We start from the raw sequence: 25,362 nt of genomic DNA on the forward strand, positions 1-25,362 counted from the left end.
ACTACATAGGCAAAAAGCTAGAGATTTCTCTAGCTTTGCACATGTTTCAAATATCCTCTTTGCGCGATCATAAAGTAAATCGCAGAAGCTACAATGTACGATCCAATTACAATCGCACCTGATTTCCATAAATCGAGATAAAGCATTTTTCCTAACGTATGAAGAGCAAATCCACTATGAATGGCACCAATTAAAATTGGGATAAAGAAGATAACGCCCATTTGTCGAATTGCAATTTTACGAATTTCTTGATCTGTCATACCGATTCTCTTTAACGATTTAAATTGAATACGATCTTGTTCTTTATCGTTAAACCATTTAAAGTATGTCATACTACAAGCAAAGAAGAAGAATAGTACAGCTACGAAGAAACCAATAAACATTGTAATTGCTCCTGATTCTCTTATATTTTTATAAGCGAACACCGAGTTATGCAATTCCTCTTGCTTATCTGGTGCAACTTCCTTTTTCAAATCTAACACAAGATCTTCCGTACTTTTCCAGTCTTCTATATAATAACCGTAATATTTCGTCTTTTCTTCATCCGGTACGAGCTTTGCGTATTTCTCAAAATCTTGATCATTCACAATGAGATATTCACTATCATTAAAAACAGAAAATGAAGTTGGCTCATTTAATTGAACAGACTGCGTTTGTCCGTTAATTTTAATTTCATGCGGTTTCATACGATCTATCTTCATCATATCATTCGCCATATCCATTATGACCATCGTTGCACTACCTGGTGCATTATGAACTTCTCTAACTTGCTCTTTCTTTTGTTTACGTACTTCAGCGTTATATTCTTTTTCTGAAACAATCGCCATTGGCATCTCATGTTCACTGTTAAACATCGTGATTTTTTGAGTTCCAGGAAGTTTTACGTACGTTACTTCTCGCGCTTCTTCAAATCCATGTTTTTTTATTAATTCTTTTGTTTTCCCTTCTTTTATAACATTATGCGTATGTATTCCCTTTTCCTCATACGAAATAGCATGCGGGGTACTAGTTACTGTCTTATAACTCATATCCTCAAAGAATACGTACAGTGTACCAACAGCTGAAGATACAACCGCCGTAATAATAGAAATTACAAATAGAAAACGAGCATTATCTTTCATTTTATAAATAAGATTGCTAAGTACGAACATATTTGGATATGTATAAAAAGATTTTTTTCTTTTTTGCAATGCTTTTAATACGACTGTACTACCTTGTGTAAACAGTAAATAAGTTCCGCCTATCGTCAGCCCTACAATCGGTAAAAACAGTATGATAAAATTCATAAATGTTACTTGGAAGCTAAGTACATATGCAACAATAATACATCCTATACCAACTACACATAACGATGTAAATGCAAAAGGTTCTACTTTTTGTTTTCTTGCTTCTCTTAATAAATCAATAATTTGCAAGCGGCCTACCGTCCAAACGCTAAACAATGATAGGATTAAAAATAGAATAAAGTATACACCTGCTGTAATAAGAATTGCTTTACTATTCCATACGAGTGGAAGTGTTTTATCTATTTTCAATATTACGCTTAATGCTTGGAAAAATAATTTTGAACAAAGCATGCCAAGCCCAATACCTACTACAATTGCAATACTACCTAACATAAGCTGTTCTAATATAATCATTCGGCCAAGTTGAGATTTTGTTCCGCCTATTAATGTTAATAGACCAAACTCTTTTTTTCTTGCTCGTAAAAATGTTGAATTTGCATATAAAATAAAGAGTGCTGAGAAGATGACTACAATATAATTCATCGATTCTAGCCCTTTTGAGATCATCTCCCTCATACTAATATTACCACTTACGACATCTGGATGATAAATAAAGGAAGCATACATGAAAAATACGACAATCGATAAACAGCTACTAATAAGGAAAGCTTTATAATTACGCCAATTTCCTTTTACGTTATTAAGCGCGAGCTGGCGAAAGTTCATGATATTCTCCTCCTAGCATCGCAAGTACGTCCAGAATTTCTTGGAAAAAGGCTTGTTTCGTTCTTCCTTTATGTATTTCTGAGAAAATTTCTCCGTCGCGAATGAAAAGAATACGTTCGCAATAACTCGCCGCTACTGGATCATGCGTTACCATTGCAATTGTCACTTTCTTTTGTTCATGTAAATCTTGCAATGCACTCATTAATGATTTTGCTGACTTCGAATCTAAGTTTCCAGTTGGCTCATCCGCTAAAATTAGCGTAGGTTCATGAATGATCGCTCTCGCTGCTGCTGCACGTTGTTGTTGTCCGCCTGACACTTCATATACTTTTTTATTTAAAATTTCTTCGATATTTAAAAATTTTGCAATCTCAAGCACTTTCGCATCGATTTCATTTACAGATTTCTTCGCCATTACAAGTGGTAAAATGATATTTTCTTTAATCGATAACGTATCAAGTAAGTTAAAATCCTGGAAAATGAATCCTAAATGTGTACGGCGAAACTCCGCTAATTTTGCAGCACGCATTTGATTAATTTCTTCACCATTTACAAGCACATGACCTGAAGTTTGCTTATCAATTGTTGCTAATAAATTTAAAAGCGTTGTTTTCCCGCTCCCAGAAGGCCCCATAATTCCTACAAATTCGCCTTCTTCTATTTTAAAATTTATATCGTTTAAAGCAGTCGTCGCTACTGAACCTTTTGATTGGTACACTTTTGTTAATCCTTTTACTTCAAGAACACTCATTTCTAATCCCCCTATGTGTTTTCTTCTTACACTTACTATAAGAAAAATAAGAAAAAGAAACGAGTGATTTCCCTTACAAAACGTTTTGTTATCTTACAGTTTTGTCATTTTTCTCATTAATGTATGATATTCTTCATCTTTTGCAAATTGGAACGTGAATGTTGTCCCTTCCCCTTCAGCCGATTGCACATACATTCCATGATGTAAATTATCGCAAATTTCCTTCGTAATATATAAACCCATTCCAGTCGCTTCTCTCGTTTTACGGCCATTTATTCCCGTAAAGAATGGATCAAATATACGCTTTACATCTTGCTTTGGAATACCAATTCCATTGTCCTTAATATGTAGTAACACCTTTTGATCTTTCTCTTCAATTTGAAATTGAATTTCCTTTTTCTCTGCTTCTGAAATTTTCGTATACTTAATTGCATTTACAACAATTTGCCCAATAGCAATACTTAGCCATTTTCTATCAGATGCAACCATACAAGTATCTTCTTCAAACATTACTTTCGGAAATACAGACGATTGAATGAAGGATTTTCGATTTTCATTAATGATACCTCTAATAATATCTATCACATTTACTACTTCTACTTTATAATCTTTCGCAAATTGATCTAACCTTGCCATATGTAACGCTAAATCTAAACCATTTAGTATACGATTATTTTCTTCACGAATACTTTCAACTGTTGCTCTTGCTTCACGATGCTCTTTACCAAACTTTTGTAATAGCAATTCTATAACCGATACTGGTGTTTTCATTTGATGAATCCATTGGTTCATAAATATCATTTGCTGTTGTTCTTTCGCATGTTGTTTATGAACTTCATTCATATATTGCTGTCTTAATAGCGTAAACGATTCAACAACCATCTCTTGCTCTGAAGTATAAGAAGTATCAATAAGTAAAGAGTCGTGTAATGTATGTCTGCTAGCAACATATTTTTCGATTCTTTTTAAAAATACACTTCGTTTTCGATAATCGTAAATGAGGTATACAGTAAATACAACTGTCCCTAATAAAAGCCCATATAACCACGTACTCCAATCAATGGATCTTTTTTCTAAAAGACTTTGCAACTGCAAAACGAGCCCAAATAAACAAAGGCTAATAATATAAGAAAGAAGTAAAGAAAAACGGTCCATGAGGTAATTTTTAACCTTCATGCCCTTCGCCCCACTCTGTAAGAAGCGCATAACCATATCCGCGTTTCGTTACAATTGCATTTTGAATGCCTAGTTCCTCTAGTTTCTTCCTTACGCGTTTTACATTTACGGTTAATGTATTATCATCAACAAAAGCTACCTCGTCCCACAGGGCTTCTAACAGTTCTTCACGCGTTACATATTGATTTACTTGTTTCATTAAACATTCTAATAAGTAAAATTCATTTTTTGTCAGCTCCGTTTGTTGCCCCTGCCACTCAACAATGTGCTGGGACGGAAATAACAACAGTCCATTTACACCTAAACAATCACTCTCAGCAACAGAGGCATACTCACCATAGCCACGGCGAAGTGCACTTTTCACCTTAGCCATTACAATATCTAAATGGAATGGCTTCGTAATGTAATCATCTCCGCCATTCTCGATCGCCATTACTTGATCCATTTCCCCTGTTCTTGCAGAAACAAAAATAATTGGCGCATTCGATACAGTACGAATTTGACGACACCAATAAAAACCATCAAAATATGGTAAATTAATATCCAGTAATACGAGATGAGGATTTATTTTCACAAACTCATCTTTTATATGACGTAAATCACTTGCTCTAAATGATTGATAGCCATACCTTTCTAAATGCTCCTCTAATATTCCCGCTATTTTTTCATCGTCTTCTACAATTAATATTTTATACATGTTCGTTTTCTCCCCATAAAAAATTCTTCCAAAGACACTCCTTGTTCTATTATAAATTGAAAATTTAATTAGTGGGTATTTTTTCCTATATGAATCAGACATTTACAATAAAAAAAGACTGCCATATTTCGGCAGTCTTAATCGATAAATTCAAATTGATATTCAAGAATTTTTACAATATCTCCGTCTACTGCACCACGTGCACGAAGGGCTTCATCAATACCCATTCCACGCATTTGACGAGCAAATCGGCGTACAGATTCATCACGTGAGAAGTCTGTCATTTTGAATGTTTTCTCAATATCGTAACCAGAAATAACAAATGTGCCATCACTTTCGCGTGTAATTTCAAAATTAGATTCAGATTCAAATTTGTACATTACACTTGCTTCAGATTCTTCCACATCATCGTACATTGGGAATTCTGGTGTTGTTTCTAATAAGTTCGCTACTTCAAATAGTAAGTCACGAACACCTTGCTTCGTTACAGCTGAGATTGGGAAAATTTTCACTTCGTCTCCCAATTTTTCTTTAAATGCTTGTAAGTTTTCTTCTGCACCTGGCATATCCATTTTGTTTGCAACAACAACTTGTGGACGCTCAGTTAAACGCATATTGTATTCTTTTAGTTCACTATTGATTGTTACATAATCTTCATATGGCTCACGGCCTTCTAAACCAGACATATCGATAACGTGCACGATTACACGTGTACGCTCAATATGACGTAAGAATTGGTGTCCAAGTCCGACGCCGGCATGTGCGCCTTCAATTAGTCCAGGAAGGTCAGCCATAACGAAGCTGCGGCTATCACCAGTTTCAACAACACCAAGATTTGGAACGATTGTTGTAAAGTGATACTCTGCAATTTTCGGACGCGCTGATGATACAACAGATAATAATGTAGATTTACCTACACTTGGGAATCCAACAAGTCCAACATCTGCTAGCACTTTAAGTTCTAACGTGACATCACGTTCTTGACCTGGTTCCCCGTTCTCAGCGATTTCTGGCGCTGGGTTCGTCGGTGTTGCGAAACGTGAGTTACCACGGCCACCGCGGCCACCTTTTGCGATTACAGCTGTTTGTTCATGCGTTACTAAATCGGCAAGAATTTCACCTGTTTTTTCATCTTTTACTATTGTTCCCGGTGGAACCTTTACGATTAAATCTTCAGATTTACGACCGTGCTGACCTTTACTCATTCCGTGCTGACCACGATCAGCTTTGAAATGACGTTGGTAGCGGAAGTCCATTAATGTACGTAAGCCTTCCTCAACAACAAAAACAACATCTGCACCTTTACCACCGTCGCCACCTGCTGGGCCACCTTTAGGTACATACTTCTCACGACGATACGCAACCATTCCGTTACCACCGTCGCCGCCTTTTACATATATCTTGACCTGATCTACAAACATTATTTCACCACACTTTTTTCAATTAGTTGTAATATAACTGAGACTTCTTCGTCTCGTACTGTATAAGAAATGGAATACCATTTATTGTTTTGGTTCGCAAGCCAATTCTGTAGTTCTTCTACACTCGTTAGCTTACCACGAAAATCAAAAAAGAAACGAGCATTCTCCGCGTCACATTCAATTGTGATACAAACATAATTTTCAACATATACGTCTAAACTATGCTGAAGTATTGAGAAAAATTGATTCGTCCATGTACATACAATCTCATCTAAGTGAGATAAGTTATGTAATTTCCCTAATACTTCGTACTCCAATAAGCACGGCTGCTGTTTCCAATTATATGTTAAAATCCACTCTGAAAATAAAGGCATTGATAACCCTATCAGATTGGATTCTTGTCTCGCTTCTTGGACAAAACGATCGATGAGACTATGAATTTCTTCCACTTTTCCAAGGGAAAGGTTTCCTTTCACCATCTGCATACGATTGAGCCAATCATGTCTTGAATGACGCAATGCATCTATAATTGTCCATTTTTCATTCATTTAGATACCCCTTAATATAGAAAAACTCTAACCTGCACTCAGGTTAGAGTTTTCCGTGAGTTCTTATGCTTCTTGAGCAACAGGATATACGCTCACTTGTTTGCGGTCACGGCCAAGACGCTCAAAGCGTACTACGCCGTCAACTTTCGCGTATAAAGTGTCATCGCCACCACGACCAACGTTAACACCTGGATAAATTTTTGTACCGCGTTGACGGTAAAGAATTGAACCACCTGAAACCGTTTGACCATCTGCGCGTTTAGCACCAAGACGTTTTGACTGAGAGTCACGACCGTTCTTTGTACTACCTACACCTTTCTTAGATGCGAAAAACTGAAGATCTAATCTTAACATACGTTACACCTCCTGCACTTTTTCTATTAAACGGATATACTTTCCGTAATCAAGTTCGATCGTCTTAAGCGAAACAACCAATCCTTCTAAAAGTATCTGTGCTTTTTCTGCTGTATGAACGTCTAAATCATTAGGCAATTCATACGTCAAGAATCCACCATCACTTCCGAGTTCAATAGTTGCTTGCACATTACAAAGTTCTTCCACTGCATTTATAGAACCAAACACAACCGCTGTAGTTCCAGCACAGACAAGATCTTGTCCATGTGGCGCATAATTGGCATGTCCAGTCATTTTAAATGATTGGATACTTCCTAATTTCGTGCGACTTATCGTAATTTTAATCATGTTAACCTGGATTAAGCGTTGATAGCTTCAACAACTAGCTTAGTGTAAGGTTGACGATGACCTTGTTTCTTACGATTGTTCTTTTTCGCTTTGTATTTGAAAACGATGATTTTCTTAGCGCGACCTTGTTTTTCAACTTTCGCAGTAACTGTTGCACCTTCTACAACTGGGCTACCAACTTTAACGTTTTCGCCACCAACGAAAAGAACTTTGTCAAAAGTAACAGTTTCACCAGCTTCAACATCTAATTTTTCAATGTAGATTGCTTGACCAGCTTCAACTTTAATTTGTTTTCCACCTGTTTCGATAATTGCGTACATACTTGCACCTCCTCTTAATTACTAAGACTCGCCAAAAACGAGGTAGACATAAATGTCTTTAGGGAACCTGTCTTGTGCGGTTGTAGCATATAGCCGTTTAGGTGCTATAAACTATAACATAAAGATGTTATCATGAATCATAGACGGTTGTCAATAAATGTTCTACTAACTATTTTTTCCGTTCTACAATTTCTGTTTTACTTCCAAAACGGACAATTGCATACTTTTCGATCATATCATCTTTGAAACAAATTTCAAATGGAATATTTTTTTGTAATTCTTTTTGCAAAAATTGTTTTTGCAATTCTTTAGGTGCAGCGATTAATACTGCCTCATCCTCTATATTGCCATATGTAATTAGCTCTCTCTCTAACTCATACGCAATTGTTTCATATGACATTACATACCCCGTCGCTTTGCAAGATACACACTCTTCTAGTAATACGTCGCGTAAAGAATGTTTCTTACGTTTACGTGTCATCTCCAAAATCCCTAACTCTGTAAAACCGAGAACTCTTGTATATGTGCGATCATTTTGCATAGCAGCCATCAGACATTCTCTTACCTTTTCTTTATCTTCGCTTCTTTTCATATTAATAAAATCAATTAATATCATACCACCGATATCACGCAGTCTTAATTGACGTGCAATCTCTTCAGCTGCCACTTCATTTGTACGAAGGACTGTATCTTGTAAATTCTGTTTTCCAGTAAACTTGCCCGTATTCACATCAATTACAGTCATCGTCTCCATTTGTTCCACAATTAAATAAGCACCATTCGGGAGCCACACAATTTTTCGAAGTGCTTTCTCGATCTCACGCTCTATTCCAAAATGGTTAAACATTGAAGATTTTTCATTATAAAAAGATACTTTTTCTTTTCCGACCTTTTCTTCTAATTCTTTTACTATACTTCTTGTATCTACAACTACTTTTTCAATCGTTTCAATCGGATTCTCTTGGAATACACGATCTAAAAAGGTCGCCGGTCGATGAAGTAGTAACGGTGCCTTTCCTTGGCCCTCTTTTCTTTTTAGCTCTTCATATAACTGCTGTAACCTTTGCATTTCAGCTTGTATTTCTTCAATTTCTCCTTTTTCAGAAGCAGAGCGGAAAATATAACCTCCTGTCCCTTCTACCTCAATTTGGAGTAGCTGTTGCCTTCTTTTATTGTTTTTTATTTTCCGAGAAACCGCACGCATTTCATCATATGGCATATAAACGACATATTTCCCGGTAAATTCTACGTTCGCCGTCAATTTCGGCCCTTTCGTATCAATTGCCTCTTTCACAACTTGCACGAGTACTGCTTGCCCTTCATGTATACGATAAGAAGATGGTACATCATCGTACGAAAGGTACGCATGTTTTTCTAAACCGATGTTTACAAAAGCTGCGTTCATTCCAGCAATCGTTCTTACGATACGTCCAACATAAATATGCCCAACAATCTCTTGTTCTTCATTTCGTTTCCATAAAAACTCAACAATTTTTTTCTTCTCTTCAATTGCAACGCATTTTTCCGATCCTGCATAGTTCATATATAACGTTTTCAAAATTCTTTCCTCACTTTATAATCTTCTTTGCTTTTACAATAATAAAAGGTTAGTGCTATCGTCAACACTAACCGATTAATTCTTCAACAGATGAAGTTGTTCGTTTTTCAGTAAAATACGCATAGAGTAATTCATTTTCATCCAATGTATAATGTTCTTTATATTTTCCATGGACGATAATAGAGTGCTTATACCCTCTACGAAATTTTGTGAATATCTTATATAAATGATCTTCTGATTGCACTTCAATAGGTGCAATCTTTTCAATTCCTCTTTTGTTCCCATAATAACGTTCCAATAAAAAACGCATAAAGGCATACTGTCTTTGTTTCCACTCTTGATATAACGACACCGCTAAAAATATGAGTAGTACCCACATCATAATATTGTTACTATTCCAAAGTAACTGCCACACTAGTATTACACTAAAAAAAACACATGATAATTTCATCATCTTTTCATGTGCTTGTAAATAAGGAAAACGATATGATAATACGTTAAACAATACTTTTCCACCATCAAGCGGCCAAATAGGTAGTAAATTAAATGCTAAAATAATTATATTATTCCATATAAAGAAATAATATAAATCCGCACCCAGCCAACCAGCTTCAAACACTATATAACCTACCACCATCATCCAAATATGTTGTATAGGCCCTGCAATTACAACAACAAGCTCCTCTTTCAATGACTTATTCCCATGCTCCTCAAGCTCAGCCACACCACCAAACGGTAAAAGTTGAATCTTTTTAATACGCCAATTGTAGTGTGCCGCCGCAAAGGCATGCCCAAGTTCATGGATAAGAACGATACAAAATAACAGTAGTAACTCTTTAAAACGTGCCGTAAAAATACCAATGACAATAATAACCCAAAACAACGGATGCACTGAAATCTTCGTTAAAACTTCTCTATATTTAATCAAATGAAATCACCTGAATCGGGTCAATAAATTTTTCATTCTTTTTTATCGCGAAATAAAACTTACCATTTTTATTATTTGCATCATTATTCACCGTTCCAATTTTTTGTTTCTTTGAAACGTAATCATATAATTTCACTGTCATGTCATTTAAATTCGCATACCACGATTCTGTTCCATCTGCATGCTGAATTTGAACCGTATTACCAAGTTCCTCTTTCTTGCCTGCAAAAACAACTAGCCCTTCATTCACTGACTCAACAGTTGCATTTATAGCTGTTTGAACAAATACACCTTGGCCATTTTTTTGAAACCCTTGCATCACCTTTCCAGAAGCAGGGATGGCATAATCTTTTTGCTGAATAGTTCCTTCTTTTTTCTCAGTAGGTGAATAAAATACGAGCGGTTTTCCAAACTGCTTTTCGTACCATTTCGCTACAGTAGCAAACTGAAATTCTTCTTTCATCACTTTTTCTGTAACAGCTTTAACACCGTCGAAAGAAGAGGGTGCATTCTTATATAAAATAGCGACAGAAAGAACTAATATTGCTGATAACAAAAATTTGAAGAAAAATACTTCTTTTCGAAATAAAGGATGAATTTCCTTTTCTCCTTCTTCAATAAATACTGTTTCACTATCAAAATTCCCTCCAGCAAAATACTGCTCTTCCTCCATCTTTTCTTGCTCTGCCTTCCTTTTCGCAATCCGTTTTTTAATTTCTTCTACACGATTATTCTTCATACTGTCTCCTTTCTTTCGTTAAGCTAATTTAAATAGAAACAGTTGTATACAGTTTGTACATATGTATGAGCTAAGACAGGAAGATATTCGTGTGAAGAAAAAAGAAAGCACTTCGCATATGTGCGAAGTGCTTTTAACGGATTCCAAAGAAGTTTTTCATCTTCGTAAATACCGATACCTTTTCTTGTCCAAATGCTTGCAATGGTACATTCTCACCCAACAAGCGTCTTGCAATATTACGATAAGCTAACGCTGCTTTTCCGCTCGGTTGCAACGCTACAGGTTCACCTGTATTTGTAGCACGAATAACTTCATCATCATCCTCGACAACACCAAGAAGCTCGATTGACAATGTACGTACGATTTCATCAACATCTAACATATCCTGCTCATGAAGCATATGACTACGCACACGATTAATAACAAGTTTTGGTGGTTCAATATCCTCTTTTTCTAAAAGCCCGATAATACGATCCGCATCGCGCATTGAGGATACTTCTGGCGTCGTAACAACGATTGCTTTATCCGCACCAGCTACCGCATTTTTAAATCCCTGCTCAATCCCCGCAGGACAATCAATTAATATGTAATCATAATCTTGACGTAATACTTGTATTAATTCATCCATTTGTTCAGGTGTTACCGCTGATTTATCACTCGTTTGTGCTGCAGGTAATAAATAAAGATCATCAAAACGCTTATCTTTAATAAGCGCCTGAGGTAAACGGCAACGCCCTTCAACGACATCAACAAGATCAAATACAATACGATTTTCCAGCCCCATTACTACGTCTAAGTTTCGAAGACCGATATCTGTGTCAATTAAGCACACTTTCTTTCCAGATAACGCCAGGGCTGTACCAATGTTCGCAGACGTTGTAGTTTTACCTACTCCGCCTTTTCCAGATGTAATTACTATTGCCTCTCCCACAGCTATACAATTCCCCTTTCTAACTTTGTTAAATTAGGTCTAAGATGAGTGAGAAGTTGCAGTCGATCGACAACAATGTGATTGTTCTCATTAATATACGCACATTCTGCCGCCTCCGCTCCGTCTTCTTTCTCTTCCGGAGCCCGCATTGCCACATCACTAATTCGAAGTTGCATCGGGTTCATATCAGATGCAGCGATTACCGCATCCGAATCCCCATAATACCCAGCATGCGCAATTCCTCTTAATGATCCTACGACAAAAATATTCCCCCCAGCGATAACCGTTCCGCCTGGATTAACATCTCCAATTAACAATAAATTTCCTTTTACATGTAAAACTTGTCCAGAGCGAACAATTTTGGAAATAGGGACAATTTCTGTTTCTTCTTTCCAAGCTATTGCTTCTGCTTTCGTTATAACATCACTTTCAATTGAATCCACAACAAGATTCTTTTTATTACGAATTAACGTACGAATCTCTTCTTGTTGGACTTCTGTTAAATAACGATTTCCCACTTTCACATGCACTTCAATTAAAGAGCGCCCATCACCATCATAGTAATGTGTAGAAAGCTTTTCATCCAGTTCCTCCAGTAATTCAGAGAATGAACAACAATCATCTAAATGAAGCGTTATTCCGTCTTTTGTCCCTTTTATTGTTACATTTTGTTGCTTTTTTTCTTCCACTAAAGTTCACCCCACCGATTCAATTCGACATAAAATTAGAAAATCCTTTTTTCTTTTTCTTCCATCGCTTTTGAAAGACGCACTAAATATCGTCTCAGTGGGAAACAAACTATCAATAAGAAAATTGCATTTAGCAATAAAGTAGACAGGAGACGATCTGTGAAAAAGACATACGCTGACATATGAGTACGTCCTAACAAAGTTAAAAATCCATACACATAATACTCTAGTGCTACAATGCTAGCTAGTACAATAGAAGCAACAATAAATAAATTCAATTGTAGTATCTTCATCACACTATAAACTAAATAAGCTAAAATCGGATACGCAAATATATATATACCAACAAGTTCTGTGTATACGGTATCAAATAAGAAACCAAATAAGAGTCCGTAATAAATCCCTTGGACCGGACTATAGTACACAGTAATAAAACATAACACAATTATAAAGAAATGAGGTGCTGCTATACCGTCTTTCCAAAAAACCTCTGTTGGAACAATAGTAGCAAACATATTTTCAAATAGAAAAACAAAAAGGAGCAAAAGAGGAAGAGCTGCTCTTTTTAAAATCTTCATCATCTCTTCTCCCCCTCCTATTCTAATGGCGCTGAAGGCGTTGCACGTTTAGCAACCATAATATGCTCTACGTCATTCAAGTCAGCGGCCGGTTTTACATAAGCTGTTTTTGTTAAGCCGTATGGATCTGGCTGAACATCAACGATTGTTCCAATTACAAGACCTTTTGGGAAAATATCACCAAGTCCAGATGTTACAACTAATTGATCTTTCGCTACCTGAGCATCAGAGCCAATCTTTGTGAAAAGAAGTAAGTGCTTTTCTTTGTCGTAACCTTCAATCAATCCGAAGATTTTCTCATCACCTTGTACGATAGCAGAAACACGATTTGTTCGGCTCATAGAGCTTAGCAATTCTACTGATGATGTAAACTGGGATACACTTTTCACTCGTCCAACTAGACCTTGTGAAGTTACTACAGCCATATCTTTTTTAATTCCTTGCTGTGCTCCTTTATCAATTCCGATTAAATCGTACCATTTATCTGGATTACGAGAAACAACAGTAGATGGAATTTCAGTATATTGGCTATTCAACTCTTTTTTACCCGTTAACTCTTGTAACTTCTTGTTATCATCTTCTAATTGTTTTACTTTCCCTGATAGACCTGCATAATTATCTAATTTTGCTTTTAATTCTTTATTCTCTTCATACGTGCGCTTTACATCCTCTACATTTTCGAAGAATCCAGCTACGTATTTCGCTGGCTTTTGGAATACACGTTCTACAACACCGACAGTGTCTTTAACAAACTGCTCTGGCCATGTTAAACTGTTCCGTTCTTTCAATGAGATTCCAATCAATGCCACGAGAAGAATAATACTAACTAACAAAACAATTAATCTTTTGTTTAAGAAAAACTGTGGCACGTTCACACCCTCTTAATTTCATTGATTTTTATTTTGCAATATTATCGAGCAGCAGTTTTGAAAAGATCGATATTGTCTAATGCTTTACCCGTTCCAATTGCTACGCAATCTAATGGATCTTCCGCAACAAGAACTGGCATATTTGTTTCTTCACTAATCACTTTATCTAAGTTACGTAGTAATGCTCCGCCGCCTGTTAATACGATACCACGGTCCATAATGTCTGCCGCTAATTCAGGTGGAGTTTTCTCTAACGTATTTTTAACAGATTCTACAATTGCATCTACTGTATCTTTTAATGCATCTGCAATTTCTTCTGGCTGAATTAGTACTGTTTTTGGTAAACCACTTACTAAATCACGACCGCGAATTTCCATAGGCTCGATACCTTCTGGCTCGCCTGCAGAACCGATTTCTAATTTTAATGCTTCAGCCGTTCTTTCACCAATCATTAAGTTATAGCTTTTCTTAATGTACTGAATGATTGAATCGTCCATATCATCACCAGCAACACGAACTGATTGACTTGTTACAATACCACCTAAAGAAATGATTGCAACTTCTGTTGTACCGCCACCGATATCAACAACCATACTACCAGTTGGTTCCCAAACAGGTAAGTTCGCACCAATTGCTGCTGCAAATGGTTCTTCGATTGGATAAGCATCACGAGCACCCGCTTGACGAGTCGCATCGATTACTGCACGTCTTTCTACAGCTGTAATACCAGACGGTACACATACCATTACGTAAGGCTTACGTGAGAAGAATCCATTTGATTTTTGAGCCTGTTGAATGTAATATTTCATCATTGTTGCTGTCGTTTCGTAATCAGCAATTACACCGTCTTTCATCGGGCGAAGTGCCACAACGTTTCCTGGTGTACGACCAATCATTTGTTTTGCATCGCTACCTACAGCAACGATTTGTTTCGTATCAGTTTGTAACGCTACTACTGAAGGTTCACGTAAAACTACACCTTTTCCTTTTACATATACAAGCGTGTTCGCAGTTCCTAAATCTATTCCAAGATCGCGAGTAAAGCCACCAAATCCAAACATATTATTTATCTTCCTTTCTTGTTTTCACGGACTCATTTTTTCTTACTTTATATTATAAAAACAGTACGTTTTTTATATCTTTATCCTTTTTGTAGATAAATTTCTACAAAAAACTCATAAATCACATTATAAAACAAAATAAGTAAAAAGCATAGTCTTAAATATGACCTTTTTCCTTTAAACTCACGAATTTATGGTCACCTATTATAATATGGTCAAGCACATATCCCAACAAAAAAGAGCAAGCTATAGAACCCTATCATTTCTTTAAAGAATCCCCTCCAGAGACCATCTGTATAGAGCTTTTTTTTTTACGCCCTTTTCGTCAAAAATGTGCTAAAATTAAGACAACTCACTCTTAGAATTAAATCATCCTTAGAATAGAAGTAAATTCTTTTAAAACATTTAACTATAAAATAGGATGAGGTGGGCATATGGATTTATGTTCTAACGGAGATACAATAAAATTCGTTAAAAGAGAGGTTCCCATATATTGAAAAAAAGGCAATGAATACATTTCGGATAGTCGGTATATAATTGGACTTCTAATAAAAGATGAAATTGTAATCCCTCACCCAGTTACAGACTTCCTTGATAAAAATTACTATAATGAATCCGGTTCAATAAACAGCGAAAAAGCAGTTGCGGATACCTTGGTACAATTTCTCAACTATATACTCAATCAAAAGAGGAATGGTCATTCAATATTTAAAAAACTTAGAGGCATTGCTGATTTGAAATTATGCCATGTGGAAGCTTTTCTAGAGTATTGTGGAGAAAAAGGCAACCTACGGGACACTGTTAAACGTAAAGAATATTACCTTCTACATTTTTATTACTTTTTTGGAATCCAAAAAAAAGTTTTAAAGAATAAACCTCTGATAAATAAACCAAGCCATTCCAACAGTTTAAATGATACTAAATCGTATAGACAAACAAGTACTTTCAATGTAAATCTCTATTATAAGAAACCTAAACAGCAAGACTATGACCTTAATGTAATTAAGAAAAAAGATTTCCTAACCCAAAAATGGACAACACCACAAGAAAAACAAGCCATGCGATTAAAAATAATAAGAGAATTTTTAATGATAGCGAAAATAGAGTTTCCTCATATAGCATTTGCAGTTTGCTTACAGATATTCGGGGGGTTACGTGCAGCCGAATGTATGAACCTTGATATAAATTCTGTACTACCCCAAAACAACTCACAATATGGGGAAAAAGGAATGATTTTAAAAATTAGAGATAGGCAACCGAATTTATTTCCTTTATATTCCCCTCAAAGTAACAACCAAGTGAAACGTCCACGGGATCAAGCTGTTTTACTAGACCCTCTTGTTCCTTACTTATACAAAAAACATTTAGATTGGTTGAATAAAAAGCGCCGTTCCATGAAAGGGAAAAGTAAGTTTAAAAGTAATTTAGCTTTATTTATTAATAGTCGTGGGGAAGCAATGCAGACCCATACTTACCGAAATACATTCAATAATTTGAAACGTTTTTACTTAGGAATGTTAAAAAATACAAATGGGCGATACGAAGATTTTAAAGAGTTCCGTGAAACAAAATGGAGTACACATATCGGACGTGGTGCCTTTACCAACCTTTGCTTAGATGCTGGTTATAGTGCTGTACAAACTGCCATCTTAAGAGGAGATAGGTCACCACAAGCGATGTTAGACTACACCGATATTTTAACTGCAACAAGTAGCATTATACACGCAATAGATACTATATCCCCTAAATCTATTGATTCATCCTATGAATTTGAAGAGATCGAATTAAATAAAACATGGAAGGATGTCGTGCACTTTGCTAATCCAGATAACCGATACAGAGAATTTACAGATTAAAGAAGCTGTAATTAGTAGTGATGAATTTGCAGAAAGAATTGGCTTAAACCCATCAGCACCTTTTTTTTCAAAATACCTGTATAGACAAACACTAAAACAATTGGCCACTGCAAATATTCTAGATGTTTGGGTGACAAATGATACAAACCTTTTTCTGAATCAACATGAAGGCTCTGCCTACCTAGAAAAACACATGTCTGGTAAGCAAATAATGGATAGCTGTAATATTTCTCCTCAAACGTTAAGAAAGCTATGTAAAACACATAAAATTCCTCTACATAAGTTCAATACAATATACAAAGATATTTTTATTCCACTAGAATTCATTGAAAAGTATATAACCGATGATAAATACATTACTGGATATGATTTATTAAGAATAAGCTCTATAGACAAAAGATCAAAAAGAAATTTTCCACGCCGGGCATTACTAAGTGTAATTAACAACATTCAAAAACACAATTTAAATAACTTATTGGGTTACAAGGAACTTACAATACCTTTATATTTCAAAAATACAACTCAACCTCAACACCATGTTTTTCTTCGTAAGAAAATCATTAATTTTTTTGAACAACATGTGAGTATCAACAAAGTATTAAATGAATTATCTATGAGGCGAAGTAACTTAGTTACCCTCTTGCATCACATTAATATAAAAATATATACGCTTTATGGCAGTAGCCACGATGGCAAATTCATTTCAAAAAGCGATTATCACTACTTACAGACATATAGAAAAGGAATTACCAGTGGAGGAAATGGCAGTTACGCTCAGCGCAATGACAAATATATTGAGTATAGGGAAAAATATTATACAAAGAAGCAAGTAATGAATTACCTTTCACTCAGTAGCGATTACATCAATACGGTATTAAATAACTATGATATTAAACCTGTAGAAATATTAGAATACAAGTTCAATACAGATAAAACAAGTTTTATTTACTTCTTTTCAAAAGATGAAATCCATAAATTAATCGAAAAACAAAGGCTTTTAAAACGCCAATATAAGCAAGAATATTACACAATCCGAGAGATTAAATTACTTATGAACAAAGATGGCTCTACTACAAATTTTTTATATTCCTATATACCTAGAAACAATATTCAACCTACTGAATGTCCCTCCTTATTAATGGGTGTATTAAAAAGATACAATGGCAGTAAGAATTTATTTCGAAAAGAAGATGTTCACCAATACTTATTAGATCGTAAAAACAGCAAAAACCTAATTAGTATCGAAATGGACGACCCTTTTAAAGAGTTCATTTACAAAACAGAAACACTTTTACAAATTTCTTTTTCAAAAAAATTGATACGAACTAAAGATCTGTGGTTTCAATATGTTCGAAAACAATTACATGCTACCAGAAGTTCAAATATTAGTATTTACATTAACCAACTCTCAAAAACAAGTTTCCATTTAGCAGATTTATTAACTAAAGAAATCTACAGTTATTCTGCGTCATCCTTAAACAAATTATTTTTTGAAGAAAACTCAAACATACCTCGTACTTACCAGCGCATCCTATATCATTTTTGCAGAGAAGTCTATGCTTCTATTTATGAGGTTACACAAAAAGCACCTTATACACTGGACAAACTTACTAATCCTAACCATTTTTTAAATCAACGTGATGTAGATTTATCTAGATATACCTATGAGGAGTACAAAGATTTATATCGATTTGTCAATGACTTATCAATACACAAACTTACTGCAATTCAAGATGTCGAATCTTTGCTTAAGGGAAACAAATACTATAATTATGACAGTTATTGGCTATACATCTTAATACAACTTACAAATAATTGGCGCCATGCAACAGTTATAACTCAAATTCCAGAAATAGACTTATCGAATACTTCGATTACAGATCTAGATTGGTTAAAACAAAATAACCCTTCAATAGATGATGCTAACTCTATAATCTTCCAGATAGGTCGTTATGTAAAAAAGATCCACAAAACTGGCGCAGACAGCATTTTTCGGATTGCTGATCCTTTAAAAATCGCTTTTGCAACTGCTATAAGCATTTGTCAATTACGCGTAAATGCTTATCATATCGTTACACCAAGTTCAGATCAAAAAAACACATCACCTAAGAATAAACCAAAAGATGTAGGTGCTTTAATATGGATTAAAACTCGCTATATCATTCAGCCAAAACATACAGTACATAAAGTCTTTTTTAAATATTTCAAACATGAATTTAAATTTTCTAATCGAAAAATGAATCGTACACTTACGACTTTGATTTGGTCTGTATTAAGATCTTTAAACGCCGCTAAGGTCTCAAGATCTCACTTTAATGAAGATTCAACGATGCACTACATTAAATTAGATGAGAAGCAACTCACTCATTTAATAGAGCAAATCTTTGAAAGAAGTTCTTTCGGCTATATAACTCAGCTATTAACCAACAAATTATTTGATGGGTTAAATATTGAAAAAAATGTAGAAACACAAAAAATGCTAGAGTTAACAAAGAAATTTGGTGATGTTCAAAAAATAGAAGTCTCTTCTGGTCTCATAGATCGTCTAGCAACTGAACAATGGGAAGTTATAGATTTAATAAATGGCTTAAGAAAAAAGGAAATTCACCATCTCCTCTCTCAAGCAATGACCAATACATTATATTCTAAACAAGAATATTACCAGTGTATCTTTTCCAGATGTAAATATAACGATATAACCAGTAATAGAGACTGCACCTGTTGTCCCTTTTCTATTGTTAATGTATATGCCTTATCAAATTTAATGAACACGTATCTAAAAGGGATTCATCATATAATTTCTCATTTTGATAGTGCTAAAGAAGGAGAAAAGAAAAAAATGGCTAATCATTTCTACTTGCTCTGGCTACAAGTTCAATCAGCTAAAGTACAGTTTGGTGATTTAATATATGATTTTGTTGAAGGTGGCAAAGAGAAATTCTCGCTTCTTTCTCAACAATTACCAAAGACTAAGAAATATTTGACAGACGGTATCTATTAAATACAATTGCGCAGCAAAGGAGGATTCGCTTGTTAAAAATTAATCATAAAGTTTTAGAAGACCTTTCAACCCTTGATAATGTGTTTGATATTAATGAAAATATTATAGAGGCTCAACAATTATTTAACGAGTATTTCGATATAAAATCTTTTAACCAAACAAAGGATTTCAAAAGTAATACCTGGTCATTCACTGAATTAATCAATGGTCAAACTTATCATTTCAACTTTGAATCTTTTCAACCATTGCTTAAGTTTAATAGTAATTTAGTAGTTAGTGAATGTGTACTAGCTTTAAAATGTTGGATTATTTTACACCTAAATTCTAAGTCCCCTTCAGTAACGTATAAACTTTTTAGCAATTTATACTCTATTTGTCGACTAACAAAAGGGTTTCAAACGAACTTTGAAAATTTAATCCAATTAATTAACTCCGGTAAAGTCTATAGTAGAAAAAACTCTAGAAGCAATGACTATGTAGCCAAAACTGTTGCTCCAGAAACCGTACTACGGTTTCTAAATAGTTTTCTTAGCTTTTCAAAATTTTATACAGATCTCCCTATAGATCCTTATTACATTCAGATACTAGAAAATGAAAGAGCTAAAATAAAATCATCTAAAAACAATCGTGATTTACCTCCACCAAAAGATATCTTAGCCTTTAAAGACTGTATAGAATATTTTTTTATAATCCATCAAGACAAGATAACAGACAAATTAAAATTCAATAAACTGATTAAATTCTTTCCGGTCATCCTATGGTGGGATATAACATCCATTATACCAATGCGCCCTAGCGAATTTTGTTTGATTAAGAGAGATTGTCTCTCTCTGACAGAGAATACCCTAACCTTCCCTCGTCTTAAACAAAAACGAAATAAAAAAAACAGAACGGAACTAACATACGACACATTACCAATTCCAAAAGAATTATATGGAAAAATTATACAATATTTACAACTAACATCAGAATATGAATCATCCGAATACCTAATATCTTTCAAAGCCTTTAAGGAACTAACATTAAAAAATATAAAAAACTCTATAAACTATGAACAAAAAATATTTACTCGAGAATATCTACAAAAATTAATTGAATGTTTTTATATAGAAATTATGAAAGAGGACTATAACTTAGAGATTAGCAATCGACTTAAACCTGGTGATTTAAGACATATAGCTATCATATCACTGATGATGCAAGGATATGACCGAGTCGAGATTGAGAGACTCGCAGGCCACTTTGACCTTAACACACAATATTCTTATGCGAACCATATGAAATTTTGGATTGACACAGATATACAAAGATTAACAAACCAATTTATATTACACAATACAGGAAACTTCGTATCACCACAAGGTGTTCAAGGATATGAAAAACTACACGATGATATTGCTTATAGTGAATTTAACACCTACAGTCATAATGCATCCAGTAATTTTATCGAATTAAACCTGGGTTATTGTAAAGATAAAACAATGCCCTGTCCCTCATTTAATTGGCACTTTACAGGATGTTACTTCTGCAAGCATTGGGGGATATCATTACATGATTTGCAAGAAAAACGAGAATTGATTATTAAAGAAATTAGTGTAATTTATAACGGTCTCCAAAAAAAAATTAATTACTTAGTAGGGCTATATAATTTACACCACTTAGATGAATTCGGAAAAATTAATCCTGAATTAAAAACTGAGCTAAGGACCACATTTGACAAAATAGAATACGACAAAACTTCTATCGCAAGATTACAATATCTATTAGGAGTGGAGATTGATGAACTTAAATAAAGGACCTGGCAGACCCAAAAAATATGAACTCAATGAAAAGCTTAAACAAGAGATATTATATCTACTTAAAATTTACAACCAAGACCACAATCCTTACCCTCAAATTAAATATAAGCATATTTGGGAATATGCCAATCATCTTTATGAACAAGGGAAATTCTCTATCAAAACGAGCTATGACTTTTGGAAAAAGAAAGATCGTATTGGCCGCCAACTAGTCGATACAGTTAATACTATACAGTCACAAAAAGTTTCTATTTCTGAATCAATAGAACTAGACTTAATTAATATTAAAGAATTGATTGATAAGTATGGGGGGAAAAACAAAAAGTTACTGTGGGAATATTTAGAGCCTTATGATAAACACCTGTACAATATTGCTTCAACAATTAAACAATTGGAAGATAAAAATAATACATTACAAAATAAATTAAATAAACAAGAATGGATCATTCAAACTCTAAAACAAAAAAATTATAGAATTCAAAAAACATTATTAGCTATGTTTACTTATAGTAACAAAGAAAATGAACTCGTAAATATGCTAAATACAGGTAGCTCTAAATCCTCAATTATAAACTTAGCATTACAAGACACATTTGAAAATCCCATATCATTTATCCAAGAATTAGAAAAGCATTTAGAGTATCAAGCTAAACAACATTTGGATCCTTCTAAAGTAATCCCTTTACATTCAATCAATAAAAGTCAAGACAATACCCCAGAGTATGATTTATGAAACAGCTTCAATATATTTGCTTTATTTCATTGTTTATAGTTTTTAAAGGAGTCTGTTATTGGTCTTATTCCTGTCAAGTGGACATATTCAAAAATACTATGCAATCAGTGTGCCCCGATATTCAATTAGTGCACACTGATTTAGTTTTTTCTGAAATCGTTCATGAATATAGAACCAAATATAATCCCCCACAGCTCGATAGAGATCGTTTTCTGTTTTATATGCAGAAAATTACATATTCTCTGTTTTGAGGTGTGAAAAGAACGATTCAATGCATGCATTATCTAGGCAATTTCCTTTGCGAGAATGACAACCTATTATCCCTAATGCTTTCATTTAATTATTGTATGTTTTAGATATGCACTGAAAACCTTGATTTGAATGAAAAATTTCTCCTTATACCGCCCTTGTTGTAGCCAGTTTTTCGACAGTGTCACTCACCAACTTCAGATCATTTCGTTTTGATAGCTCCCACGCGACAATTTCATTATTAAAAAAAACTTGGATAGCAAACAGGTCATAGAAACGATCTCCAAGATTTAGATAGGTTATATCTGTAACAGTAACATAATGACGGTTCGGTTGATTCATTTTAAATACACGATTAAGTCAATTTGGTTGTATAATAAAGGCCTTGCGCCCAAAGAAACGCCGTTTCTTTGGAATTACAAACCAAATATTCAGCTCTTTCATTAACACACACGTTGATGATTCACATGAAATCCCTCTTTTTTAGTGCTACTTGCAAACGGAAGCATCCATAAAGAGGGGGATGTAAGATGGATAGCCATCATATGTTTCTTCAAGAGTTGTTCATATTGGTACCTTGTTCTTCGAACTTTCTCCTCTTCCACTCACCACTGTCATAGAACTTTCGCTTCTGTTGTTTCGTTTTATATTCTTTCATTCCCTCTTTACCATTCTACTTTCGAACTACTCCTCTGAACAACCATCTATCAACCCTTCTTTTTAATCTCATAAAAAAAGAAGGGTTGAATTGCTTTTGATTCTTTTCATCATTCTTTACTAATTCTTCTATTGTCGAATCCGCAAGATGAGTCATTGAATAAAACATAGGTTGTTGCCCATACATTTTATAATACTTAAATTGCAGTTCACCAATTCCTACTACCGTTCGATTTTTAAAGTACCTATGATAAATTGCATCGTCCAAAGGACGCAGGCCAAGCGCATCAATCTTTTGTTGGACATCTGTTTCAATATGTTCCATCTTCTCCACTCCTATCTGTTCCCATTAAAACACCATTTGGGTATTTACTCATTTATATTCAGTATTATTGGTATACAAAACCAAAAGATAGTACATAGTAAAAATGGATGAAGAACTCATGATATGACTCGTACATTGAATGACCCCAGTTAGCTATTCTACATCTTTGAAATGTGTGAATATGTATGTGCTTCATCCTTTCAGTCACTCCATGAAGGATAAGGAACATGTTGTATACTTCCTATTAAACCTAAACCATCATTTTCCTTTATTACAATTATACAACTGTTCTTTATTCCTTCACTTCTTTAGGTGTTCTCTAACCACCTTAGCGCTTATCCTTCCTTTTGCATTTGTAAAAGGTTATCTTTATGATTTTCTGTTTGCATACTGCCTGTTATAGTAAAGGTACCCTAATCATGTTCCTTGTAACGATTAAGCTATAAAGGACTTTTTTCTACTCTTCATGTACACAGCTACTTGTCTCCCACAGATGATGTAGCTGTGTCTTTTTTTGTCTATACTGACCTACTATTTTTTCACTCTTGGAAAAGATCATTTTTATCATTCTCTATATTTTCATTTCCTGTTATAGTAAAAGTGAGTTAAACCTCTCTTGCTGTCAAGGCTAAAACATATTTGGTTTTACCTTTTCTGTATCTCTACCCTTAGCACAGTTGCTTTGTCATCCACAGATGATACTGCAGCTGTGCTTTTCATTTCTTTACAAGGTCTTGTCCTACTATTGAAATGCATGTACCGATGATCACGGCTCGTTATTGTTTCATCTATTCATTCCTCCACAAAAAAATACCCATATAGATGTTAAATTAAATTTCACTCTATCATTCGACTCAGTCTACGCGCCCGAACAGAAGATACTTGTTGCACAGAAACGATATGTTCTGGATTAATTAAAATATCATTAAAACGGATCAACCCTTCCCTAAAACATCCATCTGCAGCAACTACTTTATCCAAAAATTTTTCCAAACTCATTTGAAAAATATGTACTTTTCCATTCACAAGTCCAACATGAGTCGTAACTATTTTATCCATCCCACTCTCTCCTCACCTTACATGACTTCCCTAAAGAAGCCATTATGTTTTTCAGTATCCGTTGACTCCTACACAGCCAGATTGTTTATCATAAAATAGTTTGGCTATGCTTTTTCATGCGAATAAGAAAAAATGGTCTATCACTTTTTATCCTTTAAATATTTCTGGCTCCACTCTGCTAATCCCCCTAACGACTTCACCTTTCCCCTCCATATCCATACACCCACTTTTCTTTTTAAGCGATTAAAAAAAGATGGCTTACATTGCATGTATTTTTCTTTATCCCTTTGTAACAACTCTTCTATGGTTGAACGCATGACATATTCTTTTGAATAGGGCACAAAACATTGTCCATACATTTTATAATACTCCACACGCTCTGTATAAATCCCTAATTCTTCATAAGCTTTCAGATGTTCATGATAAACACGATCATTCACAGGACATAGCTGTAACATATCAATTTTTATTTGTAACTCTGTATTTGTGGTATCCATCTTTTCACGCCCTCTTTACCGTTTTTCATTCAAAGAACCTCCTAATAGACGTTCACCATATTTATATGCTCTTATTTGGTATATAAAACCATTCTGTAATCATTTTTCTCATAAAAAATAGAGTAACCGCGCCAAAGTGCCCCTAAAGGCGATGTATATAAATTAGGAGGTGCATCTACCGTCGCGATACATTACGTGTAGATAAGGCAAATGCGCCTGTCATTCATACGCCTAATCCAACACACCTTAACGTTTTCTGCTACCAA

Annotated in this window: 24 protein-coding genes, 1 pseudogene and 1 other annotated feature; of the genes and pseudogenes, 4 read left to right on the forward strand and 21 right to left on the reverse strand. The window is 34.6% G+C overall.

What is annotated here, in order from left to right; genetic code table 11:
* Window positions 1-29 precede the first annotated feature (29 nt).
* The 18 genes and pseudogenes from QCI41_RS12545 to QCI41_RS30680 form a co-directional block, all read right to left on the reverse strand.
* A complete protein-coding gene (locus QCI41_RS12545; RefSeq protein WP_353837377.1) occupies window positions 30-1,952 on the reverse strand; it encodes an ABC transporter permease in 1,923 nt (640 codons plus the stop codon).
* Entirely contained in the window at window positions 1,927-2,703 is a 777-nt protein-coding gene (locus QCI41_RS12550; protein ID WP_000114530.1) for an ABC transporter ATP-binding protein, read from the reverse strand. Before QCI41_RS12550 ends, QCI41_RS12545 begins: the two co-directional genes overlap by 26 nt.
* 93 nt (window positions 2,704-2,796) lie before the next feature.
* On the reverse strand, window positions 2,797-3,879 hold the full coding sequence (locus tag QCI41_RS12555) for a HAMP domain-containing histidine kinase (protein WP_353837376.1): 1,083 nt from the start codon (window positions 3,877-3,879) through the stop codon (window positions 2,797-2,799).
* On the reverse strand, window positions 3,869-4,576 hold the full coding sequence (locus QCI41_RS12560) for a response regulator transcription factor (protein ID WP_098135106.1): 708 nt from the start codon (window positions 4,574-4,576) through the stop codon (window positions 3,869-3,871). Before QCI41_RS12560 ends, QCI41_RS12555 begins: the two co-directional genes overlap by 11 nt.
* A gap of 137 nt (window positions 4,577-4,713) precedes the next feature.
* Window positions 4,714-5,997: a GTPase ObgE gene (obgE, locus tag QCI41_RS12565; RefSeq protein WP_046958810.1), complete on the reverse strand. Its 1,284-nt coding sequence runs from the start codon at window positions 5,995-5,997 to the stop codon at window positions 4,714-4,716.
* Window positions 5,997-6,545 (reverse strand): sporulation initiation phosphotransferase B, encoded by a 549-nt coding sequence (locus tag QCI41_RS12570; RefSeq protein ID WP_001003576.1) that lies wholly within the window; start codon window positions 6,543-6,545, stop codon window positions 5,997-5,999. The genes obgE and QCI41_RS12570 overlap by 1 nt, the downstream gene beginning before the upstream one ends.
* A gap of 63 nt (window positions 6,546-6,608) precedes the next feature.
* Entirely contained in the window at window positions 6,609-6,899 is a 291-nt protein-coding gene (rpmA, locus tag QCI41_RS12575; RefSeq protein ID WP_000944957.1) for a 50S ribosomal protein L27, read from the reverse strand.
* Window positions 6,900-6,902: 3 nt separating this feature from the next.
* Window positions 6,903-7,247 carry a ribosomal-processing cysteine protease Prp gene (locus tag QCI41_RS12580; protein ID WP_002008596.1) on the reverse strand — a complete coding sequence of 115 codons (345 nt, stop codon included), beginning with the start codon at window positions 7,245-7,247 and terminating at the stop codon, window positions 6,903-6,905.
* A gap of 11 nt (window positions 7,248-7,258) precedes the next feature.
* Window positions 7,259-7,567, reverse strand: coding sequence for a 50S ribosomal protein L21 (gene rplU, locus QCI41_RS12585; protein ID WP_000270907.1), 309 nt, complete (start codon window positions 7,565-7,567; stop codon window positions 7,259-7,261).
* Window positions 7,568-7,581: 14 nt separating this feature from the next.
* Window positions 7,582-7,659, reverse strand: a sequence feature (ribosomal protein L21 leader region).
* 77 nt (window positions 7,660-7,736) lie between these two features.
* Window positions 7,737-9,125 carry an Rne/Rng family ribonuclease gene (locus QCI41_RS12590; RefSeq protein ID WP_353837375.1) on the reverse strand — a complete coding sequence of 463 codons (1,389 nt, stop codon included), beginning with the start codon at window positions 9,123-9,125 and terminating at the stop codon, window positions 7,737-7,739.
* Window positions 9,126-9,192: 67 nt separating this feature from the next.
* Window positions 9,193-10,053 carry a stage IV sporulation intramembrane metalloprotease SpoIVFB gene (gene spoIVFB, locus QCI41_RS12595; RefSeq protein ID WP_000599080.1) on the reverse strand — a complete coding sequence of 287 codons (861 nt, stop codon included), beginning with the start codon at window positions 10,051-10,053 and terminating at the stop codon, window positions 9,193-9,195.
* Window positions 10,046-10,792, reverse strand: coding sequence for a stage IV sporulation protein SpoIVFA (spoIVFA, locus tag QCI41_RS12600; protein WP_353837374.1), 747 nt, complete (start codon window positions 10,790-10,792; stop codon window positions 10,046-10,048). Before spoIVFA ends, spoIVFB begins: the two co-directional genes overlap by 8 nt.
* 133 nt (window positions 10,793-10,925) lie before the next feature.
* Entirely contained in the window at window positions 10,926-11,723 is a 798-nt protein-coding gene (gene minD, locus QCI41_RS12605) for a septum site-determining protein MinD (RefSeq protein WP_000503312.1), read from the reverse strand.
* A gap of 2 nt (window positions 11,724-11,725) precedes the next feature.
* Complete coding sequence (gene minC / locus QCI41_RS12610; RefSeq protein ID WP_000391511.1) at window positions 11,726-12,412, reverse strand: septum site-determining protein MinC; 687 nt, start codon at window positions 12,410-12,412, stop codon at window positions 11,726-11,728.
* A gap of 35 nt (window positions 12,413-12,447) precedes the next feature.
* A complete protein-coding gene (gene mreD / locus QCI41_RS12615) occupies window positions 12,448-12,993 on the reverse strand; it encodes a rod shape-determining protein MreD (protein WP_000975755.1) in 546 nt (181 codons plus the stop codon).
* 14 nt (window positions 12,994-13,007) lie between these two features.
* Entirely contained in the window at window positions 13,008-13,859 is an 852-nt protein-coding gene (gene mreC / locus QCI41_RS12620; RefSeq protein ID WP_001135496.1) for a rod shape-determining protein MreC, read from the reverse strand.
* 41 nt (window positions 13,860-13,900) lie between these two features.
* The gene (gene mreB, locus QCI41_RS12625; RefSeq protein ID WP_000466737.1) at window positions 13,901-14,920 is read right to left on the reverse strand and encodes a cell shape-determining protein MreB; all 1,020 of its coding nucleotides are present in this window, start codon (window positions 14,918-14,920) and stop codon (window positions 13,901-13,903) included.
* A 157-nt stretch (window positions 14,921-15,077) separates the two neighbouring features.
* Window positions 15,078-15,149, reverse strand: a pseudogene (locus QCI41_RS30680) (JAB domain-containing protein); the annotation flags it as partial.
* A gap of 424 nt (window positions 15,150-15,573) precedes the next feature.
* Between QCI41_RS30680 and QCI41_RS12630 the strand changes: the two are divergent.
* From QCI41_RS12630 to QCI41_RS12645, 4 genes are read left to right on the forward strand one after another with little or no spacing between them, the layout of a single operon-like run.
* On the forward strand, window positions 15,574-16,776 hold the full coding sequence (locus QCI41_RS12630) for a hypothetical protein (RefSeq protein WP_353837373.1): 1,203 nt from the start codon (window positions 15,574-15,576) through the stop codon (window positions 16,774-16,776).
* Entirely contained in the window at window positions 16,736-19,777 is a 3,042-nt protein-coding gene (locus QCI41_RS12635) for a hypothetical protein (RefSeq protein WP_353837372.1), read from the forward strand. The genes QCI41_RS12630 and QCI41_RS12635 overlap by 41 nt, the downstream gene beginning before the upstream one ends.
* Before the next feature lie 29 nt (window positions 19,778-19,806).
* Window positions 19,807-21,570: a site-specific integrase gene (locus tag QCI41_RS12640; RefSeq protein ID WP_097856900.1), complete on the forward strand. Its 1,764-nt coding sequence runs from the start codon at window positions 19,807-19,809 to the stop codon at window positions 21,568-21,570.
* Complete coding sequence (locus QCI41_RS12645; protein ID WP_353837371.1) at window positions 21,557-22,309, forward strand: hypothetical protein; 753 nt, start codon at window positions 21,557-21,559, stop codon at window positions 22,307-22,309. The genes QCI41_RS12640 and QCI41_RS12645 overlap by 14 nt, the downstream gene beginning before the upstream one ends.
* 922 nt (window positions 22,310-23,231) lie before the next feature.
* Here QCI41_RS12645 and QCI41_RS12650 read toward each other — a convergent pair.
* From QCI41_RS12650 to QCI41_RS12660, 3 genes are all read right to left on the reverse strand, one after another.
* Window positions 23,232-23,540 (reverse strand): hydrolase, encoded by a 309-nt coding sequence (locus tag QCI41_RS12650; protein ID WP_097856898.1) that lies wholly within the window; start codon window positions 23,538-23,540, stop codon window positions 23,232-23,234.
* Between the two features lie 837 nt (window positions 23,541-24,377).
* A complete protein-coding gene (locus tag QCI41_RS12655) occupies window positions 24,378-24,599 on the reverse strand; it encodes a hypothetical protein (RefSeq protein WP_353837370.1) in 222 nt (73 codons plus the stop codon).
* A 140-nt stretch (window positions 24,600-24,739) separates the two neighbouring features.
* Window positions 24,740-25,096, reverse strand: a complete 357-nt coding sequence (locus QCI41_RS12660; RefSeq protein ID WP_353837369.1) for a hypothetical protein — start codon at window positions 25,094-25,096, stop codon at window positions 24,740-24,742.
* Window positions 25,097-25,362 lie beyond the last annotated feature (266 nt).

It is taken from the genome of Bacillus cereus group sp. MG4 (genome assembly GCF_040460055.1).
In the GTDB taxonomy this organism is placed as follows: Bacteria; Bacillota; Bacilli; order Bacillales; family Bacillaceae_G; genus Bacillus_A; species Bacillus_A wiedmannii.

Coding starts and splice junctions, on each gene's coding strand:
- rplU (WP_000270907.1), bottom strand. CDS start 7,567: ATGTACGCAATTATCGAAACAGGTGGAAAACAAATTAAAGTTGAAGCT.
- QCI41_RS12580 (WP_002008596.1), bottom strand. CDS start 7,247: ATGATTAAAATTACGATAAGTCGCACGAAATTAGGAAGTATCCAATCA.
- QCI41_RS12660 (WP_353837369.1), bottom strand. CDS start 25,096: ATGGATACCACAAATACAGAGTTACAAATAAAAATTGATATGTTACAG.
- QCI41_RS12655 (WP_353837370.1), bottom strand. CDS start 24,599: ATGGATAAAATAGTTACGACTCATGTTGGACTTGTGAATGGAAAAGTA.
- mreD (WP_000975755.1), bottom strand. CDS start 12,993: ATGATGAAGATTTTAAAAAGAGCAGCTCTTCCTCTTTTGCTCCTTTTT.
- spoIVFA (WP_353837374.1), bottom strand. CDS start 10,792: ATGAAGAATAATCGTGTAGAAGAAATTAAAAAACGGATTGCGAAAAGG.
- obgE (WP_046958810.1), bottom strand. CDS start 5,997: ATGTTTGTAGATCAGGTCAAGATATATGTAAAAGGCGGCGACGGTGGT.
- rpmA (WP_000944957.1), bottom strand. CDS start 6,899: ATGTTAAGATTAGATCTTCAGTTTTTCGCATCTAAGAAAGGTGTAGGT.
- QCI41_RS12570 (WP_001003576.1), bottom strand. CDS start 6,545: ATGAATGAAAAATGGACAATTATAGATGCATTGCGTCATTCAAGACAT.
- mreB (WP_000466737.1), bottom strand. CDS start 14,920: ATGTTTGGATTTGGTGGCTTTACTCGCGATCTTGGAATAGATTTAGGA.
- QCI41_RS12645 (WP_353837371.1), top strand. CDS start 21,557: ATGAACTTAAATAAAGGACCTGGCAGACCCAAAAAATATGAACTCAAT.
- QCI41_RS12650 (WP_097856898.1), bottom strand. CDS start 23,540: ATGGAACATATTGAAACAGATGTCCAACAAAAGATTGATGCGCTTGGC.
- QCI41_RS12560 (WP_098135106.1), bottom strand. CDS start 4,576: ATGTATAAAATATTAATTGTAGAAGACGATGAAAAAATAGCGGGAATA.
- QCI41_RS12550 (WP_000114530.1), bottom strand. CDS start 2,703: ATGAGTGTTCTTGAAGTAAAAGGATTAACAAAAGTGTACCAATCAAAA.
- QCI41_RS12555 (WP_353837376.1), bottom strand. CDS start 3,879: ATGAAGGTTAAAAATTACCTCATGGACCGTTTTTCTTTACTTCTTTCT.
- QCI41_RS12545 (WP_353837377.1), bottom strand. CDS start 1,952: ATGAACTTTCGCCAGCTCGCGCTTAATAACGTAAAAGGAAATTGGCGT.